The 17925-nt window shown below is 69.1% G+C and carries 14 protein-coding genes; 8 read left to right on the top strand and 6 right to left on the bottom strand.

Going from position 1 to position 17925, the window contains the following annotated elements; all coding sequences use genetic code 11:
* The first annotated feature begins 72 nt into the window (after positions 1 to 72).
* The 3 genes from LZ199_RS06030 to LZ199_RS06020 all read left to right on the top strand — a co-directional run bounded on the left by LZ199_RS06030 (position 73) and on the right by LZ199_RS06020 (position 4097).
* Positions 73 to 1401, top strand: a complete 1329-nt coding sequence (locus LZ199_RS06030; RefSeq protein ID WP_253992682.1) for a DUF418 domain-containing protein — start codon at positions 73 to 75, stop codon at positions 1399 to 1401.
* Positions 1402 to 1521: 120 nt separating this feature from the next.
* A complete protein-coding gene (locus LZ199_RS06025) occupies positions 1522 to 3087 on the top strand; it encodes a hypothetical protein (RefSeq protein ID WP_253992681.1) in 1566 nt (521 codons plus the stop codon).
* A gap of 35 nt (positions 3088 to 3122) precedes the next feature.
* Complete coding sequence (locus tag LZ199_RS06020) at positions 3123 to 4097, top strand: hypothetical protein (protein WP_253992680.1); 975 nt, start codon at positions 3123 to 3125, stop codon at positions 4095 to 4097.
* A gap of 58 nt (positions 4098 to 4155) precedes the next feature.
* Here LZ199_RS06020 and LZ199_RS06015 read toward each other — a convergent pair whose 3' ends face one another.
* A complete protein-coding gene (locus tag LZ199_RS06015) occupies positions 4156 to 4782 on the bottom strand; it encodes a LysE family translocator (RefSeq protein ID WP_253992679.1) in 627 nt (208 codons plus the stop codon).
* Positions 4783 to 5031: 249 nt separating this feature from the next.
* Between LZ199_RS06015 and LZ199_RS06010 the strand changes: the two genes are divergently transcribed.
* From LZ199_RS06010 to LZ199_RS05990, 5 genes are all read left to right on the top strand, one after another.
* Positions 5032 to 5463, top strand: coding sequence for a GFA family protein (locus LZ199_RS06010; RefSeq protein ID WP_253992678.1), 432 nt, complete (start codon positions 5032 to 5034; stop codon positions 5461 to 5463).
* Between the two features lie 2 nt (positions 5464 to 5465).
* On the top strand, positions 5466 to 6206 hold the full coding sequence (locus tag LZ199_RS06005) for a class I SAM-dependent methyltransferase (RefSeq protein ID WP_253992677.1): 741 nt from the start codon (positions 5466 to 5468) through the stop codon (positions 6204 to 6206).
* 170 nt (positions 6207 to 6376) lie between these two features.
* Positions 6377 to 7975 carry a M28 family metallopeptidase gene (locus LZ199_RS06000; protein ID WP_253992676.1) on the top strand — a complete coding sequence of 533 codons (1599 nt, stop codon included), beginning with the start codon at positions 6377 to 6379 and terminating at the stop codon, positions 7973 to 7975.
* Positions 7976 to 8076: 101 nt separating this feature from the next.
* A complete protein-coding gene (locus LZ199_RS05995) occupies positions 8077 to 8637 on the top strand; it encodes a gamma-glutamylcyclotransferase (RefSeq protein WP_253992675.1) in 561 nt (186 codons plus the stop codon).
* A gap of 120 nt (positions 8638 to 8757) precedes the next feature.
* A complete protein-coding gene (locus LZ199_RS05990; protein ID WP_253992674.1) occupies positions 8758 to 10131 on the top strand; it encodes a DNA/RNA non-specific endonuclease in 1374 nt (457 codons plus the stop codon).
* Between the two features lie 54 nt (positions 10132 to 10185).
* Here LZ199_RS05990 and LZ199_RS05985 read toward each other — a convergent pair whose 3' ends face one another.
* From LZ199_RS05985 to LZ199_RS05965, 5 genes are all read right to left on the bottom strand, one after another.
* Positions 10186 to 11091 carry a glycoside hydrolase family protein gene (locus tag LZ199_RS05985; RefSeq protein WP_253992673.1) on the bottom strand — a complete coding sequence of 302 codons (906 nt, stop codon included), beginning with the start codon at positions 11089 to 11091 and terminating at the stop codon, positions 10186 to 10188.
* Positions 11092 to 11129: 38 nt separating this feature from the next.
* Positions 11130 to 13673 (bottom strand): excinuclease ABC subunit UvrA, encoded by a 2544-nt coding sequence (gene uvrA / locus LZ199_RS05980; RefSeq protein WP_253992672.1) that lies wholly within the window; start codon positions 13671 to 13673, stop codon positions 11130 to 11132.
* 111 nt (positions 13674 to 13784) lie between these two features.
* Positions 13785 to 14219 carry a hypothetical protein gene (locus tag LZ199_RS05975; RefSeq protein ID WP_253992671.1) on the bottom strand — a complete coding sequence of 145 codons (435 nt, stop codon included), beginning with the start codon at positions 14217 to 14219 and terminating at the stop codon, positions 13785 to 13787.
* A gap of 47 nt (positions 14220 to 14266) precedes the next feature.
* Positions 14267 to 14698, bottom strand: coding sequence for a hypothetical protein (locus tag LZ199_RS05970; protein WP_253992670.1), 432 nt, complete (start codon positions 14696 to 14698; stop codon positions 14267 to 14269).
* 156 nt (positions 14699 to 14854) lie between these two features.
* Positions 14855 to 17890 (bottom strand): DEAD/DEAH box helicase, encoded by a 3036-nt coding sequence (locus LZ199_RS05965; RefSeq protein ID WP_253992669.1) that lies wholly within the window; start codon positions 17888 to 17890, stop codon positions 14855 to 14857.
* Positions 17891 to 17925: the final 35 nt, after the last annotated feature.

The raw sequence follows: 17925 nt of genomic DNA, 5'->3' as shown, positions 1-17925 counted from the left end.
GTCATGAAGACCGGGGGCTGAAGTCGACAGCCCTCGGTTGACGCACGGAAGCAGCGGGCGTCTGCTGGATGGATGTCAGATTCTGCTGCTCCCGTGCACGTCGCCGATGCCCGCCCGGTGGATGCCTCCGAGCGGGTGACGCTGCTGGATGCGCTGCGTGGTTTCGCGCTGTGCGGCGTCTTCGTTTCCAACAGCATGTCCTGGTTCAGCGGCAGGGTGATGATGCCGCGAGAGCAGGCCCAGGCCCTCTCAGCGCCCCTCTTCGAGACGGTGGTCGCGGGCCTCTACCAGTTCTTCGTGAACCAGAAGTTCGTGACGCTGTTCTCGTTCCTCTTCGGGCTGGGCTTCAGCATCCAGCTCGCCCGTGCGGAGGCGCGAGGCTCCTCGATTGTCCCGCTCTACGCGCGGCGCCTGCTGGTGCTGCTGGGGATAGGGCTGACGCACCAGTACGCCATCTGGTCCGGGGACATCCTCCACACCTACGCGATGGTGGGCTTCGCGCTGCTGTTGTTCCGGAGCCGCTCGAACACGACGGTGCTCATCTGGGCGGTGGCGATGATGGCGGTGGTGCCGCTGGTGATTCCGGCGCTGGAGCGCTTCATCCCCATCTGGCTTCACGGCGCGGAGGCCGCGGGAGAAGCGGCGAAGGCGACCCGGGCCGTGGAGACGGCGGTTCGCGCGCGGCTGTTCGAAGCGCTCTCCAGCGACTCGTTCTGGACGGCGCTCGGGGGGACGGCTCGCTTCAACAACGAGTCGTTCCTGCGCCTCAACCGGCTCGTCTGGATGAGCCTCATCCTGGGGCGGTTCTTGTTCGGCTTGCTGGCGGGCCGCCTCTTGGTGCTCCAGGACATCGAAGGCAACCGTCGCCTGCACCAGCGACTGCTGTTCTGGGGGCTGTTCCTGGGCGTGATTGGCAACGGGCTGGGGCTGGTCGTGTGGCGGCTGCGCGCGATGGGGATGGGGGACCTCATCGACCGTGACTGGATGATGGTGCTGACCGTGGTGCAGGAGCTGGGCTGCTTGACGCTGGCCGGCGCCTACGTCGCCCTGTTCGCGCTGCTGTCCCGACGTGGCTGGGTGCAGCGTGTCTTCAACGTGCTGATGCCCGTGGGTCGGATGGCGCTCTCGAACTACCTGCTGCAGTCGGTGGTGAGCGTCTGGCTCTACAACGGCTGGGGGCTGGGGCTCATCGGGAAGGCGCCTCCTTCGACGAGCATCTTCCTGGCCCTGGGCATCTTCGCCGTGCAGATTGTCCTCAGCCATCTGTGGATGGCCCGCTTCCGCTTCGGTCCCGCCGAGTGGCTGTGGCGCTCGCTCACCTATGGCAAGGCCCAGCCCATGCGACTGCCGACGAGCAGTGGCGGAGTGGGAGCCGCGCCTGCCCCCGGCTCGCTCCCATGAGGGGCGCCCACCGTCGAGGCTTCCTCCTTCCCTGGGTGCTGTCGGAAGGGCGTGGTGACCCAAGGCGCTTTCCTGGCGTGTCCGGGAGCTTCCGGCGCGCCCTGACGTGGAGGTCGTGTCATGACGCTGCGAACGAGAGGCGTGGTGCTGCTGCTGTCCGCCGTGGGGCTCGGTGCATGTGAAGGCTCGACGGAAGAGCCCTCCTCGCTACCCCCCGAGTCACCTGGAGTCATGGCCTCCGCCGTGGTGCCACCCTGCACGGGCACCAATGCGTGGGCAACGATGGGACATGATGGACGCCGCTCCTTCACCTCGGACGGCTGTGCGTGGCATCCGCTGCGCAAGCTCTGGGAGTTCGCGCCCATCGCGGGAGCGGGTCGCTCCGTGCAAGGCGTGGAGCGGGCGGTGGCGGACACCGACGGCGTCTATCTGGCATGGAACTCCAATCCCAACTACGTCGGCTCTGGGGGAAGCCCCGCCCTGGAGAAAATCGCCCCGGCCACGGGCGCCAGCGTGTGGAGCGTCGACCGGCAGCTCAATGACAACCGGGGCCACTGGCCCTCGTTCTTCGCGTACGAAAAGCTCGTTGGCGGCGGTGTCTACGAGGCGCGCGACGGCGTCGTCCGCAATGACGACGGCATCCGGACCTGGAGCAAGCAGTTCGGCGCCAATTACTACTCGGGTGGCACCATTCCCTATGCGGAGTACGAGCAGGCGAACAACGACAGCTGGGGCCAGTCGCTGTCGGACGGCACGCGCCTGTGGGTCTACAACCAGCTCCACTACCACGGCCCCAAGCTGGGCCTGCGCTCGTTTGACAAGCGCGGCAACCTCCTGCTGGAGCTGAACACCTACGGGTACTACGGCGGCACGCGAGTCTTCCCTCAGCACCAGTGGGACACCGCGGAAGACCGCCTGGGCTCCATCGCCACGGACAACGGCTTCATCTACCTGGCGGCCATCTACAACTTCCAGTGCTCCACGAACTGCTCCGCGACCGAGCCGCGTCCCTTCGCGTCGGGCCTGTTCGGCTGGGACCTCGCCACCGGGACACCTCGCTGGCCGCGCGTCGCGCTGGAGCCCGCGAGCAACATCAGCGTGGCGGGCAATCGCATCTACCTGCTGGAGCGGGACCTGGCCACCGGCACGGTGACGTTCAATATCCGCAATGCCGGTTACAACGGCGCCAGCCTCTTCCGCTCTCCGCCGTTTCCCAGCTCGCAAGTCACCGGGTATCAGGCGCCCGTGCTGGTGGGCGGCCGAGCCATCATCGCGGTGCAGGAGAGCTCCGGTCCCAACGCGGGCACCGTGCTCTATTCCTTCGACGCCCTCTCTGGTGGCACGCCGCTGACAGCGGCGCTTCCGGGCGTCTACGATGTCATCGTCCCGTACTACGGAAGAGACCTCCTGGATTTTTCCACCACGCCCTTCGCGGGCAAGCGCAGCACGTCCATCGCCGCCGCGTCGGGGACGAAGGACGACTCGGGAGTGAGCGTCCCCACGCTGGTCATCACCTCGCGCACGGGGCTGCACGTCGTCGCCGTCTCGACACTCGCTCCGCTGTGGAGCGCGACCAAGCTCGCGTTGGTGGGGACCTCGGACGGAGGCTCGCTCAGGGACCCCGTCATCGTGAAGGACCGGGTCTATGTGGTGGACCGGAACAAGGTATACGCCCTGGGGCTGTAGCCGAGGCGATGTCGCCCGGCTGGATGAGAGGAAGCATGATGCGACGGTGGGTGTTGCTGGTGTTCTGTGTCTCCACTCGCGTGTGGGCGCAGGACTATCGGGCTTGCAAGGAGCTGTTCGTGTCCCCGCTGGCGGTGAAGGTCGGGACGACGAACCCCAGTGGCTCGTCCTGGGACGAGGGCTCCGCGGCGGACCCGGAGCTGTCGGCGATGGCCGTCGACGTCGAAGGTGCTTCCCCCGTCGTCATCGGCCCGAAGCAGGAGGACACCGGCAGCTTGCAGTGGAACAGCCTCTTCCTCGAAGAGACGCGCTCGGGAGCCTGGCTTCCGGTGGGAGTGGGAGGCTCGCTGAGCCTGCTGCTCACCGACGCGGATGAAGGCATGTCGGACTTCATCGGCGCCTTCGCCGTCACCGTGCCGGAGTCGCTCGCGAGCACGGGCACGGCGTTCCTCTCGGTTCCCTCCAGCGGCGTGCCGCAGGTGCCGCTCGCGCTGCGCATCTCCGCGACGGATGGCAAGAGGCCCTGCGCGGGGCTGGAGAAGGTGGGCCCGGCCCGCTACGAGCTCCCCTCTCCCTCCTTCACCGCGCGGGTGGATTCAGCCCTGCTGGAGAAGCTTCGCGCGGCCCAGCGCTGCAAGGGGGGGAGCACCCAGGCCGGGTGCAAGGCGGAGAGCTACGAGGTGCTCTACACGCAGGAGCTGCTCAAGGACACCTGGGTGACGGTGGTGTCCGGAGGGCCGTTCGAAGGTGGCGCGGGCAAGACCTTCGCGGTGGCGCTGGGCATCGAGCCCGCGCGTCGACAGGTGGCACACGTGGGCCGCTGTGATGCGCTGAAGAAGGCGCCCTCCTTGGGGGAAGCGCTGCTCTGTCGGCAGGGCAACAAGGGGACGCTCATCCTCGTGGAGAAGGGCAAGGCCCGGACGCGGCCCGCCACGGCTCGCGAACTGGATGCGTTGAAGGATGACGAGCCCGCGCCCGCTGAGCCCGCGCCTGCTGCTCCCGCTCCTTGAGGGGTGCCGGACGGACGAGACGGCCGGAGCGGAAGGCTCCGGTCGTCGACTCCGGGCATCAGGCTTGCGGCCTCATCGTGGCGAGCACCGCGCCGATGCCGATGAGCGCCAGGCCTGACAGGCGCTCACGCCAGACCAGGGCACGAGGTGAGCTGGAGACGCGACCTCCGGCCACACCCAGCCAAGCGTAGACGGCGAGCACCGGCACCTCCACGACGATGCAGGAGATGCCATACACGGCGAACTGCAAGCCCGCGTGAGGACCCGGGTGGATGAACTGCGGGAGCAGTGAGCCGAAGAACAGGATGGACTTGGGGTTGGCCAGCTGCTTCGCGAAGCCCTGCACGAAGGCCCCGCGCCACAGGGGCGGCTTCGGACGCTGCTCCAGCGACAGGGTGTGCTTCGCGGCGAGCAGCGTCCTCACGCCCAGGTAGACGAGGTAGGCCGCGCCCGCATAGCGGATGCCATAGAACGCGAAGGGGGAGGCCGCCAGCGCCGCGCCGAGGCCCGCGACGGAGATGAGGAAGTACACGGCGTTGCCGGCCTGGATGCCCAGCGCGGCGCTCATCCCGGCGCGAAAGCCCCGCGACATCGCTTGGGAGACCACCAGCAACACGGCGGGGCCGGGAGTGATGGCGAAGAGGGTCATGGTCAGGGTGAACGTTGCCCAGAGGGTGAGGTCCATGGCGTGGCGGCGTGGCCGGAAGGGGCTCCGGACCGGACGCGGCACCCTAGGGACGCGGAGCGCCCACTTCAAATGACGCGTGCGCGACGCCTGCCCCCGGGGGCCACCTCGCCGCTGGAATGGCGACGTTTCGAGGAGTGTCACCCGCGTGGGCCGCGGAGCTCCCTGGCGCAAACCAGGCGTTGCATCAGGCCGCGCCCGTGGTCTGCTCCATCGCTGGATGGGCCGGGCTCCTGAGGAGCGTCACACGTGAAGAAGACGTACGTTGGAAGCTGTCACTGCGGGGCCGTCCGCTACGAAGCGGACGTCGACCTGAGCCAGGGCACCTACAAGTGCAACTGCTCCATCTGCACCAAGGCGCGGCTGTGGCACGTCGTCATCGGTCCCGAGGACTTCCGCCTCCTGTCGGGTGAGTCCGAGCTCACCGAGTACCAGTTCCACACCAAGCAGCTCCATCACCTGTTCTGCAAGCGCTGCGGGGTGCACTCCTTTGGCTGGGGTGACGACACGGACCTGGGGAAGTTCTACACCGTCAAGGTCAACTGCCTCGACGACATGGACCTCGACGAGCTGGCGCGCGCTCCCATCACCTACGTCAACGGACGGGAAGGCCGAGGACTCCAAGTGGCCGCAGGCCGAGGTCCATCACCGCTGAACCCGTCGGTACGAACGGAGCGCTGACCATGAAGCTCTATGACGAACTGGCCGAGTGGTGGCCCCTGGTCTCTCCCCCGAGCGACTACGCGGAGGAGGCGTCCGAGTACCTCCGCCTGCTGCGGGCGGGCGCGACGGGCCCGTTGGTGACGCTGCTGGAGCTGGGCAGCGGGGGTGGCAACAACGCCAGCTTCCTCAAGCACGACTTCCAGCTCACGCTGGTGGAACCCTCGGAGGGCATGCGCAAGCACAGCCGCGAGCTCAATCCCGAGTGCGAGCACCTGCCCGGTGACATGCGGACCGTGCGCCTGGGCCGCGAGTTCGACGCCGTGTTCATCCATGACGCCGTCGAGTACATGACCACGGAGGCGGACCTGCGCGCGGCGCTGGAGACGGCGGCCATGCACCTGCGCCCGGGTGGCGTCGTCGTGGTGGCCCCGGATGCGACGCAGGAGAGCTTCGAGCCGGGTTCAATCACCGAAGGAGGCGACGAGCCCGAGGTGCCGGGGCGGGGCTCCCGCTCGCTGCGCTACCTCATGTGGACGTTGCCGACGAAGCCGGGGAGCGCGACCTCGGAGACCCACTTCGCGATGTTGCTGAAGGAGCGTGACGGCAGCGTCCGCTCCGTCCACGACGTGCACCTGCATGGCCTCTTTTCGAGGGCGACGTGGCTGCGCCTCTTCGACGAGGTGGGGCTCGACGCCCGCTTGGAGACGCGCACCCTGGAGGGGACGCCGTACGACACCTTTGTCGCCGTCAAGCGTCGCTAGCCGCCACACCAGGCGAGCGTCCCGGACGCCGGCAGATCCACCGCCGGTGATACATCGCTGAGACAAGGCACTGAAATCACGGGGAAGTGAAACCTTCTCGCAACCTTGAACTCCCCCGGGGCGATAATCCTGAAGCGCGCCGTTCGTGCTCTCCATCGGGATCCCCCACCATGGCCTCCAAGATCAGCGATACGCCTCGTCCTCTGCCGACCACGACGACGCGAACCCCGGCCACGAAGGCTCCCTCGGAGACGCCGAACAAGGTCACCACGCCCGACCTGAAGTGGAACAAGGACTGCTTCGAGCCGGGCAAGGCCCAGCCGCTGCCGCTCCCCAAGCCCCCGGTGTCCCTGCCCCTGCCGCTGCCCAAGCCTCCGGCGCCGCAGGTGCCGACGAACCCGCTGCCCCTGCCGCTGCCGCAGCTTCCGACGGACCCCCAGGTCCCGACGAATCCGCTGCCCCTGCCGCTGCCGCAGCTCCCCACGGACCCCCAGGTGCCGACGAACCCGCTGCCCCTGCCGCTGCCGCAGCTCCCCACGGACCCCCAGGTCCCGACGAACCCGCTGCCGGAGCCCGGCCCCGTCGAGCCCACGCCCGAGCCGAAGCCCGAGCCGTCCATCACCGACTCGGACCCGATGACGCACATCGCGTACCTCGCCTCGGATGAGCTCCAGGGCCGCGACAGCCCGTCGGCGGGACTCGATGCGGCCTCCGCGTACGTGCAGGCGCATGTCCAGAAGTACGGCCTCGTGGGCCCCAACAGCAACAACCCGGAGAACCCCTTCCAGCAGAAGTTCGACGTGTTCTCCTTCGTTGGAAAGCCGGAAGCGGCGGCGACGGGGGATGCGCGGGCGCACGACCACGCGGAGCACAAGGAGTTCGGCCACCAGCTCTTCCAGGAGGGGTTCTACCTGGAGGATGGGATGCCCCGCGAGACGCTGGAGATGCTCAACAAGAAGTACGAGAGCACGATGAAGGCCGAGGGGCAGCCCCTCACGCCCGCTCGCGGTGGTGGGCTGCGCAGCGTGGAAGAGCTGCGCGCGCTGGCCACGGAGTCCGGCCAGGCGGTGAACACGATGGCGCTGCTGCCCGGCACCGGGCCGCACAAGGACGAGGTCATCGTGGTGATGGCCCACCTGGACCACGTGGGCACGGACCGTCGCGGCAACATCCACAACGGCGCGGACGACAACGCGTCCGGCAGCGCGGTGCTGATGGCGGCGGTGCCGGAGCTGGCCGAGGCGCAGAAGCGCGGCGAGTTGGACCGCTCCATCCTCTTCATCTGGACGGGCGCCGAGGAGAAGGGCCTGGTCGGCTCGCAGTACTTCGTCGACCACCCGATTCCGGGGCTGAGCACGGAGCAGATCTCCGGCGTCGTCAACGTGGACATGGTGGGTCGCTGGGACGACCAGCGCCTGTCCGTCGTGGACACCGACCGCAGGGGCCAGGCCAACTACTTCCGTGACGTGGTGGACCAGGCCAACGCGCAGCTCGCGGACCCGTTCGACCGCATCAACCGCGACATCAACGTGTACCGGGACCGCCAGGATGGCGCCGTCTTCGGCCGCAAGGGCGAGGACGTCCTCTTCCTCTTCGAGGGCCTGTCCAATCCCAAGGGCGGCGGCGACCTCATCCCCGAGTACCACGAGCCCGGAGACGACATCGACCTCATCCTCCGCGACAACGGCGGCGAGAAGCCGCGCCGGGTCAAGGACCTGATGGTCAACGTCATCGAGCTGGCGGCCAACCGGACCACCGCCAAGGAGTGACGTCCGCCTGGACGTGAAGCCGCCGGCCCCCGAATCCCCGGCGGCCGGCGCGCACCCCCAGGGGCTTGTCCCCAGGTCATCGCCCGTCGAGACTCGATGCCATGTCCGCAGGTACTCCAGCTCCGCGTCCGTGGTTCGCCTTCTCCGTCGACCTGTCCCCCGCGACAGCGCGTGAGCGCCTGCCGGGCCTGCCCTCCGCGCCCACGTTGCCGGAGGGAGAACTGGCCGAGGCACTCGACGTGGACGTCGTCTACGACGTGCCCTCGCTCGCCTGGGGCGGCAAGGTGGCCCGGCTGGTGGACGCCCCGGGCAAATCCCTCCCCGGACTGCTGCGGCGCGTGTCAGCGGAGACGTGGGACGCCGTGAGCCGGCTGGAGCCGGTGCTCGCCGAGGCCACCACGTCCCGGCCCGTCAAGGTGCGCACCGCCACCGGCGCCGTCCTCTCCGCCCACGCCTTCACCGCGCCAGCTCGCGGTGGCCCTCCCGCGCAGGGCCCCATCAGCGAGGCCTTCCTCATCACCGTGGCCCTCGCCGCCGAGCGCTCCGGCCTCCCGGCGGACTACGTGGAGCGCCTCCAGGCCGAGGCCCGTATTGTGGGAACGCTCCAACAGGCGAAGGCGGACGCACGCTCCGTCCCAGGCTCCCCGGCGAAGAAGCCGTGATCTCAAGTTTCTAGAAAAAAGGTGGGGCGATGACGCAACCCGGTGTCGCTCGCAACCGACCATAGCTCTACCAGGGCCTCACTCCGTTCCTCTCCTGGGCGGCCCAAGGATGTCTTCCGCATGACGACGCTGCGACCCACTGCTCGTGTCAGCACCCCGCCCACCACGGTCGCCCCGGCGGACACCGCGTCCACCAACGCCGTGACGCCGAAGGGGGGCAGCTGGAACCGCTCCGCCGCTCGCGAGGTGCCCATCTCCGAGCTCCAGGCGAAGTTCGGCTGGACGGAGCAGAGCTGGGAGACCGGGCTGCTGAAGGCGGCGGACGCGGCGGGCGCCAAGACGCGCGGAGGCAATGGCCAGGTGTCCGCGGCGGAAATCGAGGCCTACCTCGCCGCGCCCACCGACGGTCGCTATCTCACCTCCACGGCGCTCCAGCAGGGCCGGGCCGCGGTGGACGCGAAGCTCGCCAAGGGCGGCGGCGCGCCCGTGGACGTGGATGCCTTCGACTCCAAGTGGCAGGACGGGCTGGCGAAGCGCGCCGACCTCCTGGGTGGCAACAGCGACGGCAAGGTCACCCAGGACGAGCTGGCGGCCTACATCCAGAAGTCCAAGGCCAACCAGGTGGACGGCACGCGGTGGGTGCCGGACCAGCAGATGGCCACCTTCCAGAGCCGCGTCGCGGAGTCCGCCGGAGAAGTGGACCCGCTGCGTCCCACGGGCGGCGAGGGCAAGGGGCTGGAGCTGGTGAAGCAGTACTCGCGAGTGATGCTGGACGAGGGGAAGAACCTCCCCACCTTCGTGAGCTACCTGCTGTCCGCCGCCGACATCAAGGAGACGCCCGCCGAGGTGAACCGCACGAAGAGCACCTTCGTGAGGGACCCGTCGCTGGGAGGCAACGGCGTCTCGACCTCCGACTACGACCACACGGGCTTCGACCGCGGGCACATGAAGGCCGCCGACGACTCTCCCAACCAGGAGGCGATGGACGAGAGTCACCAGATGACCAACATCGCCCCCCAGTACGGCAACCACAACCAGCAGGTGTGGAAGACGCTGGAGCGGGCCGTGACGGACCTGGTGAAGGAGACCGGCGGCAAGGCGCACATCATGACCGGCAACCTGTTCCTGGACGCGGACGGCAAGCCGCTGCCTCCGGAGTCGGTGGAGACGACGGGCGCCAGGGACCGCAAGATTGGCGTGCCCACGCACAACTTCAAGACGGTGCTGCTGGAGCTGCCCAACGGCAACGTGACGATGTTCGCGTACCTGGTGCCCAACGTGAAGGACGGGCCCTCGAAGAAGGACGCCATCGTCCCGCTGCTGGAGTCCTCGCGCGTGCCGGTGGACCAGCTCGAGCAACTGCTGGGGCAGGACCTCTACGCGCAGCTCCCCAAGGGCGTGCAGGAGCAGCTGGAGAAGGACACGTCGGCCCCCGGCGCCTTCCAGCTCCAGGGCAGCAAGTACGAGTCCGTCACGCTGCTCACGAATCGGTAGTGCCTCCCTCGCACCGGGCCTCCTCCCACGGGCCCGGTGGTGCGCTGTCCCGCCTCAGGGCGTCGTGGGCAGGGCGATGTAGTGCTTGCCCAACTCGTTCAGGACGCCGTTCGCGCCCAAGAGACTCGCGAAGCACGGGTCATTGGTCCACCGTCCGGTGAACCACGCGTAGCGGAACACGTCCGAGCGGCGCTCGCAGACGGCCACCATCTCCGTCATCTGCGCCTTCGCCTTGGCGACCGAGTCAATCTGCGCGCCGTCCTGCTGCTGGTGGCAGTTGGCGAACTCGGTGACCCAGAAGGGCTTGCCGTACTTCGTCAGGCGGTTGAGCTGGCCGTCGAGCCCGTAGTCGTACCAGTGGAACGCCAGGTAATCGATGCGCGGCTCTCGGTTGCCGTTCTCCGCGCGGTACGTGGCGAAGAAGGCATCCAGCCAGACCACGGGGTCCTGGTAACCCGACACCGTGCCCCAGTTCATCGCCGGGCCCACCAGCTTCACACCCGTGTTGGTGGCGATGCTCTCGTACCGGGGCCACAGCCGCGCGGCGGCCTGCGGCGTCATGTTCGCCTGGTCCCTCAGGTTCGGCTCGTTGAGCAGCAGCAGGTACTCGATGTGGGGACTGTCCCGGAGCATCGTCTCGATGCGCGCGGCGTCGAAGTCGCCGTTCCAGAGCATGGGGATGAAGTCCATGCCGTAGCGGGTGCGGAAGTCCGTCGGCACGTTGGTGTGAGGCCGGGGGCTCCAGTTGTACCACCAGCTCACGCCTGGAGAGACGGCCGCCAGGTCCTCGGGCGTCGCCAGGTCGAAGGCGAGGCCGCGCTTGGCGCTCTTGATGAGCGGGGGCGTCTGGGTGCCCGCGTCGTCACCGGTGGAGGGACGGCCGGGCTTGATGGGGTCCGCCGGGTCGCAACCCAGGAGCAGGAACAACGCGATGGAGAGTCGTGCGAGCCAGCGTCTCATGTGCCGTCACCTCCGCCCGTGAGGGCGTGTGGAGACGGTCATCCTAGTGCGAGGAATGGCGCGGTGCGGCTCTTCGATGAGGCGGCGACCTGCGCGGGTGTCCCCGCCGCGACGATGTGGCCCCCTTCGTCCCCGGCACCGGGCCCCAGGTCGATGACCCAGTCGCTCGCGGCGACGACGCGCATGTCGTGCTCGACGAGGATGACGGTGTTGCCCGCCTCCACGAGCCCATCGAGCTGCGCCATCAGCTTGTCCACGTCCGCGGGGTGCAGGCCCGTGGTGGGCTCGTCCAGGACGTAGAGCGAGTGGCCTCGCTGGGTGCGTTGCAGCTCCGTGGCCAGTTTGATGCGCTGGGCCTCGCCGCCGGACAGCTCCGTCGCGGGCTGGCCCAGGCGCAGGTAGCCCAGGCCCACCTCGCGCAGGACGCCCAGGGCGCGGTGGACGTGGGGCTCCTCGGTGAAGAACGCATGGGCCGCGTCCACCGTCATGCCCAGCACGTCGGCGATGTTCTTCCCCCGGTAGCGGATCTCCAGCGTCTTCGCGTTGTAGCGGGCACCGTGGCAGGTGGGGCAGGGCGCGTAGACGCTGGGCAGGAACAGCAGCTCCACGCTCACGAAGCCCTCGCCCTCGCACGTCTCGCAGCGACCCTTGGCCACGTTGAAGGAGAAGCGGCCGGCGTCGTACTTGCGAGACCTGGCCGCGGGGGTCGCGGCGAAGAGCTTGCGGACATGGTCGAACAGGCCCGTGTACGTCGCCAGGTTGGAGCGCGGCGTGCGGCCGATGGGCTTCTGGTCCACGCGCACCATCCGGTGGATGTCCTCCAGTCCCTCGGTGATTCGACCGCCCGTGGTCAGCACCTCGGAGCGCTCCAGGAGCTCGCCCTCCTCCTCGTCCTCGGGAGGCTCGTGGCCCAGGTGCGCGGCCACCAGCTCCACCAGCACCTGGCTCACCAGGCTCGACTTGCCGGAGCCGGAGATGCCCGTCACGGTGGTGAAGACGCCCAGCGGAAAGTCGGCGTTCAGGCCGTGCAGGTTGTTTCGGGCGACGCCTCGCAGGCGCAGCCACCCCTTGGGCGTGCGCGGAGGTCTAGGACGCGGGGCCTCGGCCTCGAAGAGGTAGCGCCGCGTCTGGGACGCCTCAACGCCCTTCAGCCCGTCCAGCGGGCCGCTGTAGAGAATCTGGCCGCCCTGCTCTCCGGCGGCGGGGCCCACGTCGATGACCCAGTCCGCGTGGCGGATGACGTCCACCTCGTGCTCCACGACGAACAGCGAGTTGCCGGAGCCCTTCAGCGAGTCGAGCGCCTTGAGCAGCGCCTGCGTGTCGGCGGGATGCAGGCCCGCGGAGGGCTCGTCCAGCACGTACACCACGCCGAACAGGTTGGAGCGCACCTGCGTGGCCAGCCGGAGCCGTTGCAGCTCACCCGGGGAGAGCGTGGGCGTGGAGCGCTCCAACGAGAGATAGCCGAGGCCCAGCTCCAAGAGAACGTCCAGTCGCTCCACCAAATCCCTGGCGATGCGCTCCGTGACGAGCGCCTTCTCGGGGTGCTCTCGCGTGAGCTTCTTCAGCGCGGAGGCCGTCCCGTCCGCATAGGGCTGGAGCAGGGTGGCGACGCGCTTGAGCGGCAGGCGTGACAGCTCTCCGAAGTCCAGCCCGGCGAAGGTGACGGACAGGGACTCGGTGCGCAGGCGTTTGCCGTGGCAGACGCGGCACTCGCCGCTCTCCATGTAGCGCGACACGCGCTTCTTGATGAGCGGGCTCTGCGTCGTGGCGAAGGCCTGGAGCACGTACTTCCGGGCGCTGGTGAAGGTGCCCATGTAGCTGGGAGCTGTCTTGCGCTTGAGGGCCTGACGCGTCTCCGCGGGGGTGAAGCCCGCGTACACCGGGACGGTGGGCTGCTCGTCCGTGAAGAGAATCCAGTCGCGGTCCTTCCGGGGCAGGTCCCGCCACGGCGTGTCCACGTCGTAGCCAAGCGTCACCAGGATGTCGCGCAGGTTCTGCCCGTGCCACGCGGGCGGCCACCCGGCGATGGCCCGCTCGCGAATGGTGAGCGAGTCATCTGGCACCAGCGAGCGCTCCGTCACCTCGTAGACGCGGCCCAGGCCGTGACAGTTCGGGCATGCTCCCGCCGGTGTGTTGGGAGAGAAGGCGTCGGAGTCGAGGTGGGGCTGGTTCGGTGGATAGGTGCCGGCGCGCGAGTACAGGAGGCGCAGGGAGTTCGACAGCGTCGTCACGCTTCCCACCGATGAGCGTGTCGTGGGAGCGCCCCGGTGTTGCTGGAGCGCGACGGCGGGGGGAAGGCCCTCGATGGCGTCCACCTCGGGGATGCCTGCCTGGTCGATGAGGCGCCGAGCGTACGGGGCCACGGATTCGAAGTAGCGCCGCTGGGCCTCGGCATAGAGCGTCCCAAAGGCCAGGGAGGACTTGCCGGAGCCGGAGACGCCCGTGAAGACGACCAGGGCATCGCGGGGCAGGTCCACGTCCACGTGCTTCAGGTTGTGCTCGCGGGCACCGCGGACGCGGACGAAGCCTGCCCGGGTGTCGCTGGAGCTGCCTGGGATGTGGAGACGGCGGGGTCGACTCATGAGGGACGCTCCTCCGGGCGTCCTATCGAATCTGATGCCGGAAGGCGTGGAGGAACAGGCTCCAACCGACGGAGCCCGTGGTTGAAGCGCTGTGCTGACGGACAGGCGCCCCTAGACGACCCGGGTGCGGTGAAGGGGGCCCCGCCACCGCCCTATCAGCCATCGGACAAGGATGGCGACCACCGCCAGGATTCCCGAGGCCATGGACGCGTAGAGGGGCACGAAGAGGAGGGCAATGGGTGCCTGGGCATCGGTGTGCACCTGGGCCCAGGCATAGACCTGTCCGGCCAGGGTCAGCACAGGGGCGCTGACGGCGCCCGTGACGAGTCCCCACCTCACAGGGGGCGTTCTGGGGACGCCGTGGGCGACGGCGACTCCCAGCGCGATGAAGCCGACCAACGGGACGGCGACATACGGGATGAGCATGGGCATGGCGCTCATGTTCTGGGGACCGACGCCGAGGAAGAGGCGGCCCAGCCCCACGCTCAGTGGATTGACGATGACGCTGAAGAGCGCGGCGGCGACCAGTGCGAGAAGCGATTTCATGAGTCCCCTTTCTGCCTTCGTGCAACGGGCACTCCTTACCGGGCTCCCTATGCGGTCCGAGGGGGGCGGGCCTCGTCCAGGAAACCCCCACAGGCCCAGCGCAAGAACATGGCGACCAACGCCAATGCTCCCGAGGCCAGTGCCGCACAGGTGGGGATGAACATGAAGGTGATGACGACGTAGGGGTCCCTGCCCACCGATTCCCAGGCGTAGAGCTGCGCGGCCAGCGCCAGCGCGGGCGCGCTGATGGCACCCGTCCAGAGTCCCCACTTCACGGAGGGCCTCCTGGGCGCCAGGTCGGCGACGATGACTCCCACGCCGACCAGGACGACCAGCGGGACGACGGTGAGGGGGATGACGTTGAACGCGTCATGTCCATGGACGTGGGCGTCGCCGAGGCGCTTGGCCACTGCCCCGACAAGCGGATGGACGAGGACTCCGAAGATGATGGCGGCGACCATGGCCTGGAGCGACTTCATGAGGCCTCCTTCTTCCTGCGTGTGCCTCACACCGTACCGGGTCCTCATGAGTTCCGGAGGGAACTAATCAGGTGCTCATCAATCACTCACGGTTATCGATGAAGCCGTGGAGCCGGGCTCGGTGCGGCGCCAGTTCCTGGCGGAGCCCAGAGCCGTTCAGTCGAGCAGCTGCATCAGGTCCGCGCGGGTGATGGCGGCGCCACCCGAGGCTCCTCCACCCAGCGCCGACTCGAACAGCGCGCGCTTCTTGTCCTGGAGCGTGAGGATCTTCTCCTCCACCGTGCCCTGGGACACCAGCCGGTACACCATGACGGGGCGCTGCTGGCCGATTCGATGCGCGCGGTCCGCGGCCTGATTCTCCACGGAGGGGTTCCACCACGGGTCCACCAGGAACACGTGGTCCGCCGCCGTGAGATTCAGCCCCGTGGCGCCCGCCTTCAGCGAGATGAGCATCACCGGCGGACCCTTCGGGTCCTGGAAGGACTCCGCCACGGCGCCGCGATTGGACGTGCTTCCGTCCAGTCGGATGAAGCCGATGTCCGCTTCCTTCAGCGCTGGCTCGATGAGGTCCAGCATGGACGTCCACTGCGAGAAGACGAGCGCCTTGTGTCCGTCCGCCACCGCCGTGCCGAGCGCCTCCAGGAGCGCCTGGACCTTCGACGACGTCTTCGCGTGCTGCCCCGGGACGAGCGCGGGATGGCACGCCGCCTGACGAAGCCGCAGCAGGGCCTCCAGCGCCTTGAGCACGCTGCCGCCCGCCTCCAGCTGGGACACCACCTCCTCGCGGGTGGCGGAGTACACCGCGTCGTAGACGGCGCGCTCGTGCTCGCTGAGCGTCACGTGCCGCACGGACTCCGTGCGCGGCGGAAGCTCCGGGGCCACGTCGCGCTTGAGCCTGCGCAGCACGAAGGGACGGATGCGCGCGCGCAGTCGCTCGGCGGCGCCCTTGTGGTTGTCACCGACGGGACGGGCCCAGCGCTCCTCGAACTCCTTGCGCCCGCCAAGCAGCCCCTGGTTGGTGAAGTGCATCAGGCTCCACAGCTCCTCCAGCCGGTTCTCGATGGGCGTGCCGCTGAGCGCCAGTCGGAACGTCGCCTCCAGTCCGTATGCCGCGCGCGCCACCTGACTGTCGGGATTCTTGATGGCCTGGGCCTCGTCGAGCACCACCATGTCCCACGTCTTCGCGCCGAGCACCTCCGCGTCCAGGCGCATCAGCGCATAGGTGGTGAGCGTCACGTCGGCCGTCTCGTCCAGGGAGCGTCCGGGGCCGTGGTACACGGACACCTTCAGCGAGGGACGGAAGCGCTTCACCTCCGCGTGCCAGTTGGGGAGCACGCTGGTGGGCGCGACGACGAGCGTGCCCTTGCCCACCATGCAGATGGTCTGCAGCGTCTTGCCCAGACCCATGTCGTCCGCGAGCACTCCGCCCAGGCCCGCCTGACGCAAGAAGGTGAGCCAGCTCACGCCCTGGAGCTGATACGGCCGCAGCGTCGCCGTGAGGTCCGCCGGGAGCCTCGGGTCGGGGAGCTTCTCGAAGCCCTGCACCAGGGGCGCCAGCCGCTCCAGGCCGGGAGGGGACGGATGCTCCAGCGCCTCGCACAGGTCCGTGAGCTGGGGGATGGCGTGGTTGGCGAGCCGACCATCCGAGCCGCGCGCCGCCAAGAGGTCCGTCACACGCTGGCCATGCGACTTCAGCCATGCGGTGGGCAGCGGCGCCCACCCGCCGCCCTGAAGCGGCACCAGTCCGAGCCCTTCTTCCCACGCCTTCATCACCGCGCCCGCGTCCACCGTGCGCGGCGCATCCGGTCCCGCGCCCTCCACCTGGAAGTCGAAGGAGAAGTCCACGCGCGGGGCCCCCGCCTCGGTGGTGCTCGCCTTCACGTCGAGCATGGGGCGCAGCTTCACGTCCGGGCTGACGAAGCGCGCCGCGTCCCCGGTGAGCCCGCCCCGCCAGCGCCGCAGCTTGTCAGCGAGCTGCAAGGCCTCCTGGCCCTGCACCGTCACCCGGCGACCGGGGACCATGTTCAGCTCGTCGCGCAGGCCGTGGATGAGCTGCTGCTCCGCGGCCTCGTTGCGCACGGGCACCGCGCCGGTGAGGTACACCATGCGCCCGTTGTCGATGCGCACCGTGGGCGGTGAGCCGTACACGAGCGTGGGCAGCACGGAGAGCCCCGTGCCCAGCGCGTCCAGCTCCAGTGAGATGCGCGGCTTGAGCGTGCGGTCGATGCGCGGCAGCCGCTGGCTCTTCACGTCCACGGGCAGGCGCCGGGCCATCTCCGGCAGCACCTTGCCCGTGAGGTCGCCCATCTGGTCGGGCGAGAAGACGCGCTCCTGGGGCAGGTTCTCCAGCCGCGAGCCGGTGAGCGACTGCTCGCCCATGCGGAAGAGGATGCCTCCGCCCACCGCGACGCCGGGGCTGACGACTTCGGTGATGCGCGGGTCCCGGTCCACCTTCAGCACCGTCTGCTCGCCCCGGTCCTCCACGGTGACGCGAGGCAGGAGCAGCTCGCTGGATATCGAGACCAGGTTTCCATCGAAGAGCACCGTGCGCGCGGGCTCCAGCGCGCGCAGCAGCGCCTCCAGTCGCTCCGGAGGCAGGGCGCCGCGCGTGGGCTTCGCGAGCAGCGCGTCGGCGACGCGGTCGCACGGCTCCACCTGGATGCGAGCGGCCTCCACGGGGTTCGTCAGCAGCGAGGACAGGCTGCGCGCCAGGAGTCGCGCCGTGTTGTCGGGACGGACCACCAGCCGCTCGAGCTGGAGTCCGCCGTCCACGCGCTTGAAGCGGTACACCATCCGCTCCGGCTTCGGCGCGGCGCCGGGACGTGGGGCGGACGGGGCTGTCGCGCGCGCAGGAGCGGAAACGGGCGGACGGGCAGGGGGACGCGCGGGGGCGGCGGGGCGGGGCGGCGTGCCCTTCTGCGTGGAGTGGTGGAGGAAGAGGGCCGCGGCCACCACGTGCTCGCACGGGTCCGCCTTCCCCTTGCAGTCGCACTCCCAGATTTCGTCCTCGGGATAGAGGACGGTCGTCACCGGCGCGGGGCGGCCGGTGGCGCGCACGCGCAGCACCGTCTCCTCCTCGCCGACGGACTGCACCGAGACGGCGCCGGCACGAGCCAGGCCCATGCCGGCGGACCAGGTCTCCGGGCGCGCTTCCTCCTGGATGGTTTCGAGCAGGTCGGCGGTCGCGGACATACGAGGACCGCCTCCCTAGCTCCGTTGGAGGACCC

Origin of the sequence: Myxococcus qinghaiensis, assembly GCF_024198215.1 — a bacterium.
In the GTDB taxonomy this organism is placed as follows: Bacteria; Myxococcota; Myxococcia; order Myxococcales; family Myxococcaceae; genus Myxococcus; species Myxococcus qinghaiensis.
This window is presented reverse-complemented; position numbering and strand designations above follow the sequence as displayed.

Coding starts and splice junctions, on each gene's coding strand:
- LZ199_RS05970 (WP_253992670.1), bottom strand. CDS start 14,698: ATGAAGTCGCTCCAGGCCATGGTCGCCGCCATCATCTTCGGAGTCCTC.
- LZ199_RS06030 (WP_253992682.1), top strand. CDS start 73: ATGTCAGATTCTGCTGCTCCCGTGCACGTCGCCGATGCCCGCCCGGTG.
- LZ199_RS06025 (WP_253992681.1), top strand. CDS start 1,522: ATGACGCTGCGAACGAGAGGCGTGGTGCTGCTGCTGTCCGCCGTGGGG.
- LZ199_RS06015 (WP_253992679.1), bottom strand. CDS start 4,782: ATGGACCTCACCCTCTGGGCAACGTTCACCCTGACCATGACCCTCTTC.
- LZ199_RS06000 (WP_253992676.1), top strand. CDS start 6,377: ATGGCCTCCAAGATCAGCGATACGCCTCGTCCTCTGCCGACCACGACG.
- LZ199_RS06005 (WP_253992677.1), top strand. CDS start 5,466: ATGAAGCTCTATGACGAACTGGCCGAGTGGTGGCCCCTGGTCTCTCCC.
- uvrA (WP_253992672.1), bottom strand. CDS start 13,673: ATGAGTCGACCCCGCCGTCTCCACATCCCAGGCAGCTCCAGCGACACC.
- LZ199_RS06020 (WP_253992680.1), top strand. CDS start 3,123: ATGATGCGACGGTGGGTGTTGCTGGTGTTCTGTGTCTCCACTCGCGTG.
- LZ199_RS05975 (WP_253992671.1), bottom strand. CDS start 14,219: ATGAAATCGCTTCTCGCACTGGTCGCCGCCGCGCTCTTCAGCGTCATC.
- LZ199_RS05990 (WP_253992674.1), top strand. CDS start 8,758: ATGACGACGCTGCGACCCACTGCTCGTGTCAGCACCCCGCCCACCACG.
- LZ199_RS05995 (WP_253992675.1), top strand. CDS start 8,077: ATGTCCGCAGGTACTCCAGCTCCGCGTCCGTGGTTCGCCTTCTCCGTC.
- LZ199_RS05985 (WP_253992673.1), bottom strand. CDS start 11,091: ATGAGACGCTGGCTCGCACGACTCTCCATCGCGTTGTTCCTGCTCCTG.
- LZ199_RS05965 (WP_253992669.1), bottom strand. CDS start 17,890: ATGTCCGCGACCGCCGACCTGCTCGAAACCATCCAGGAGGAAGCGCGC.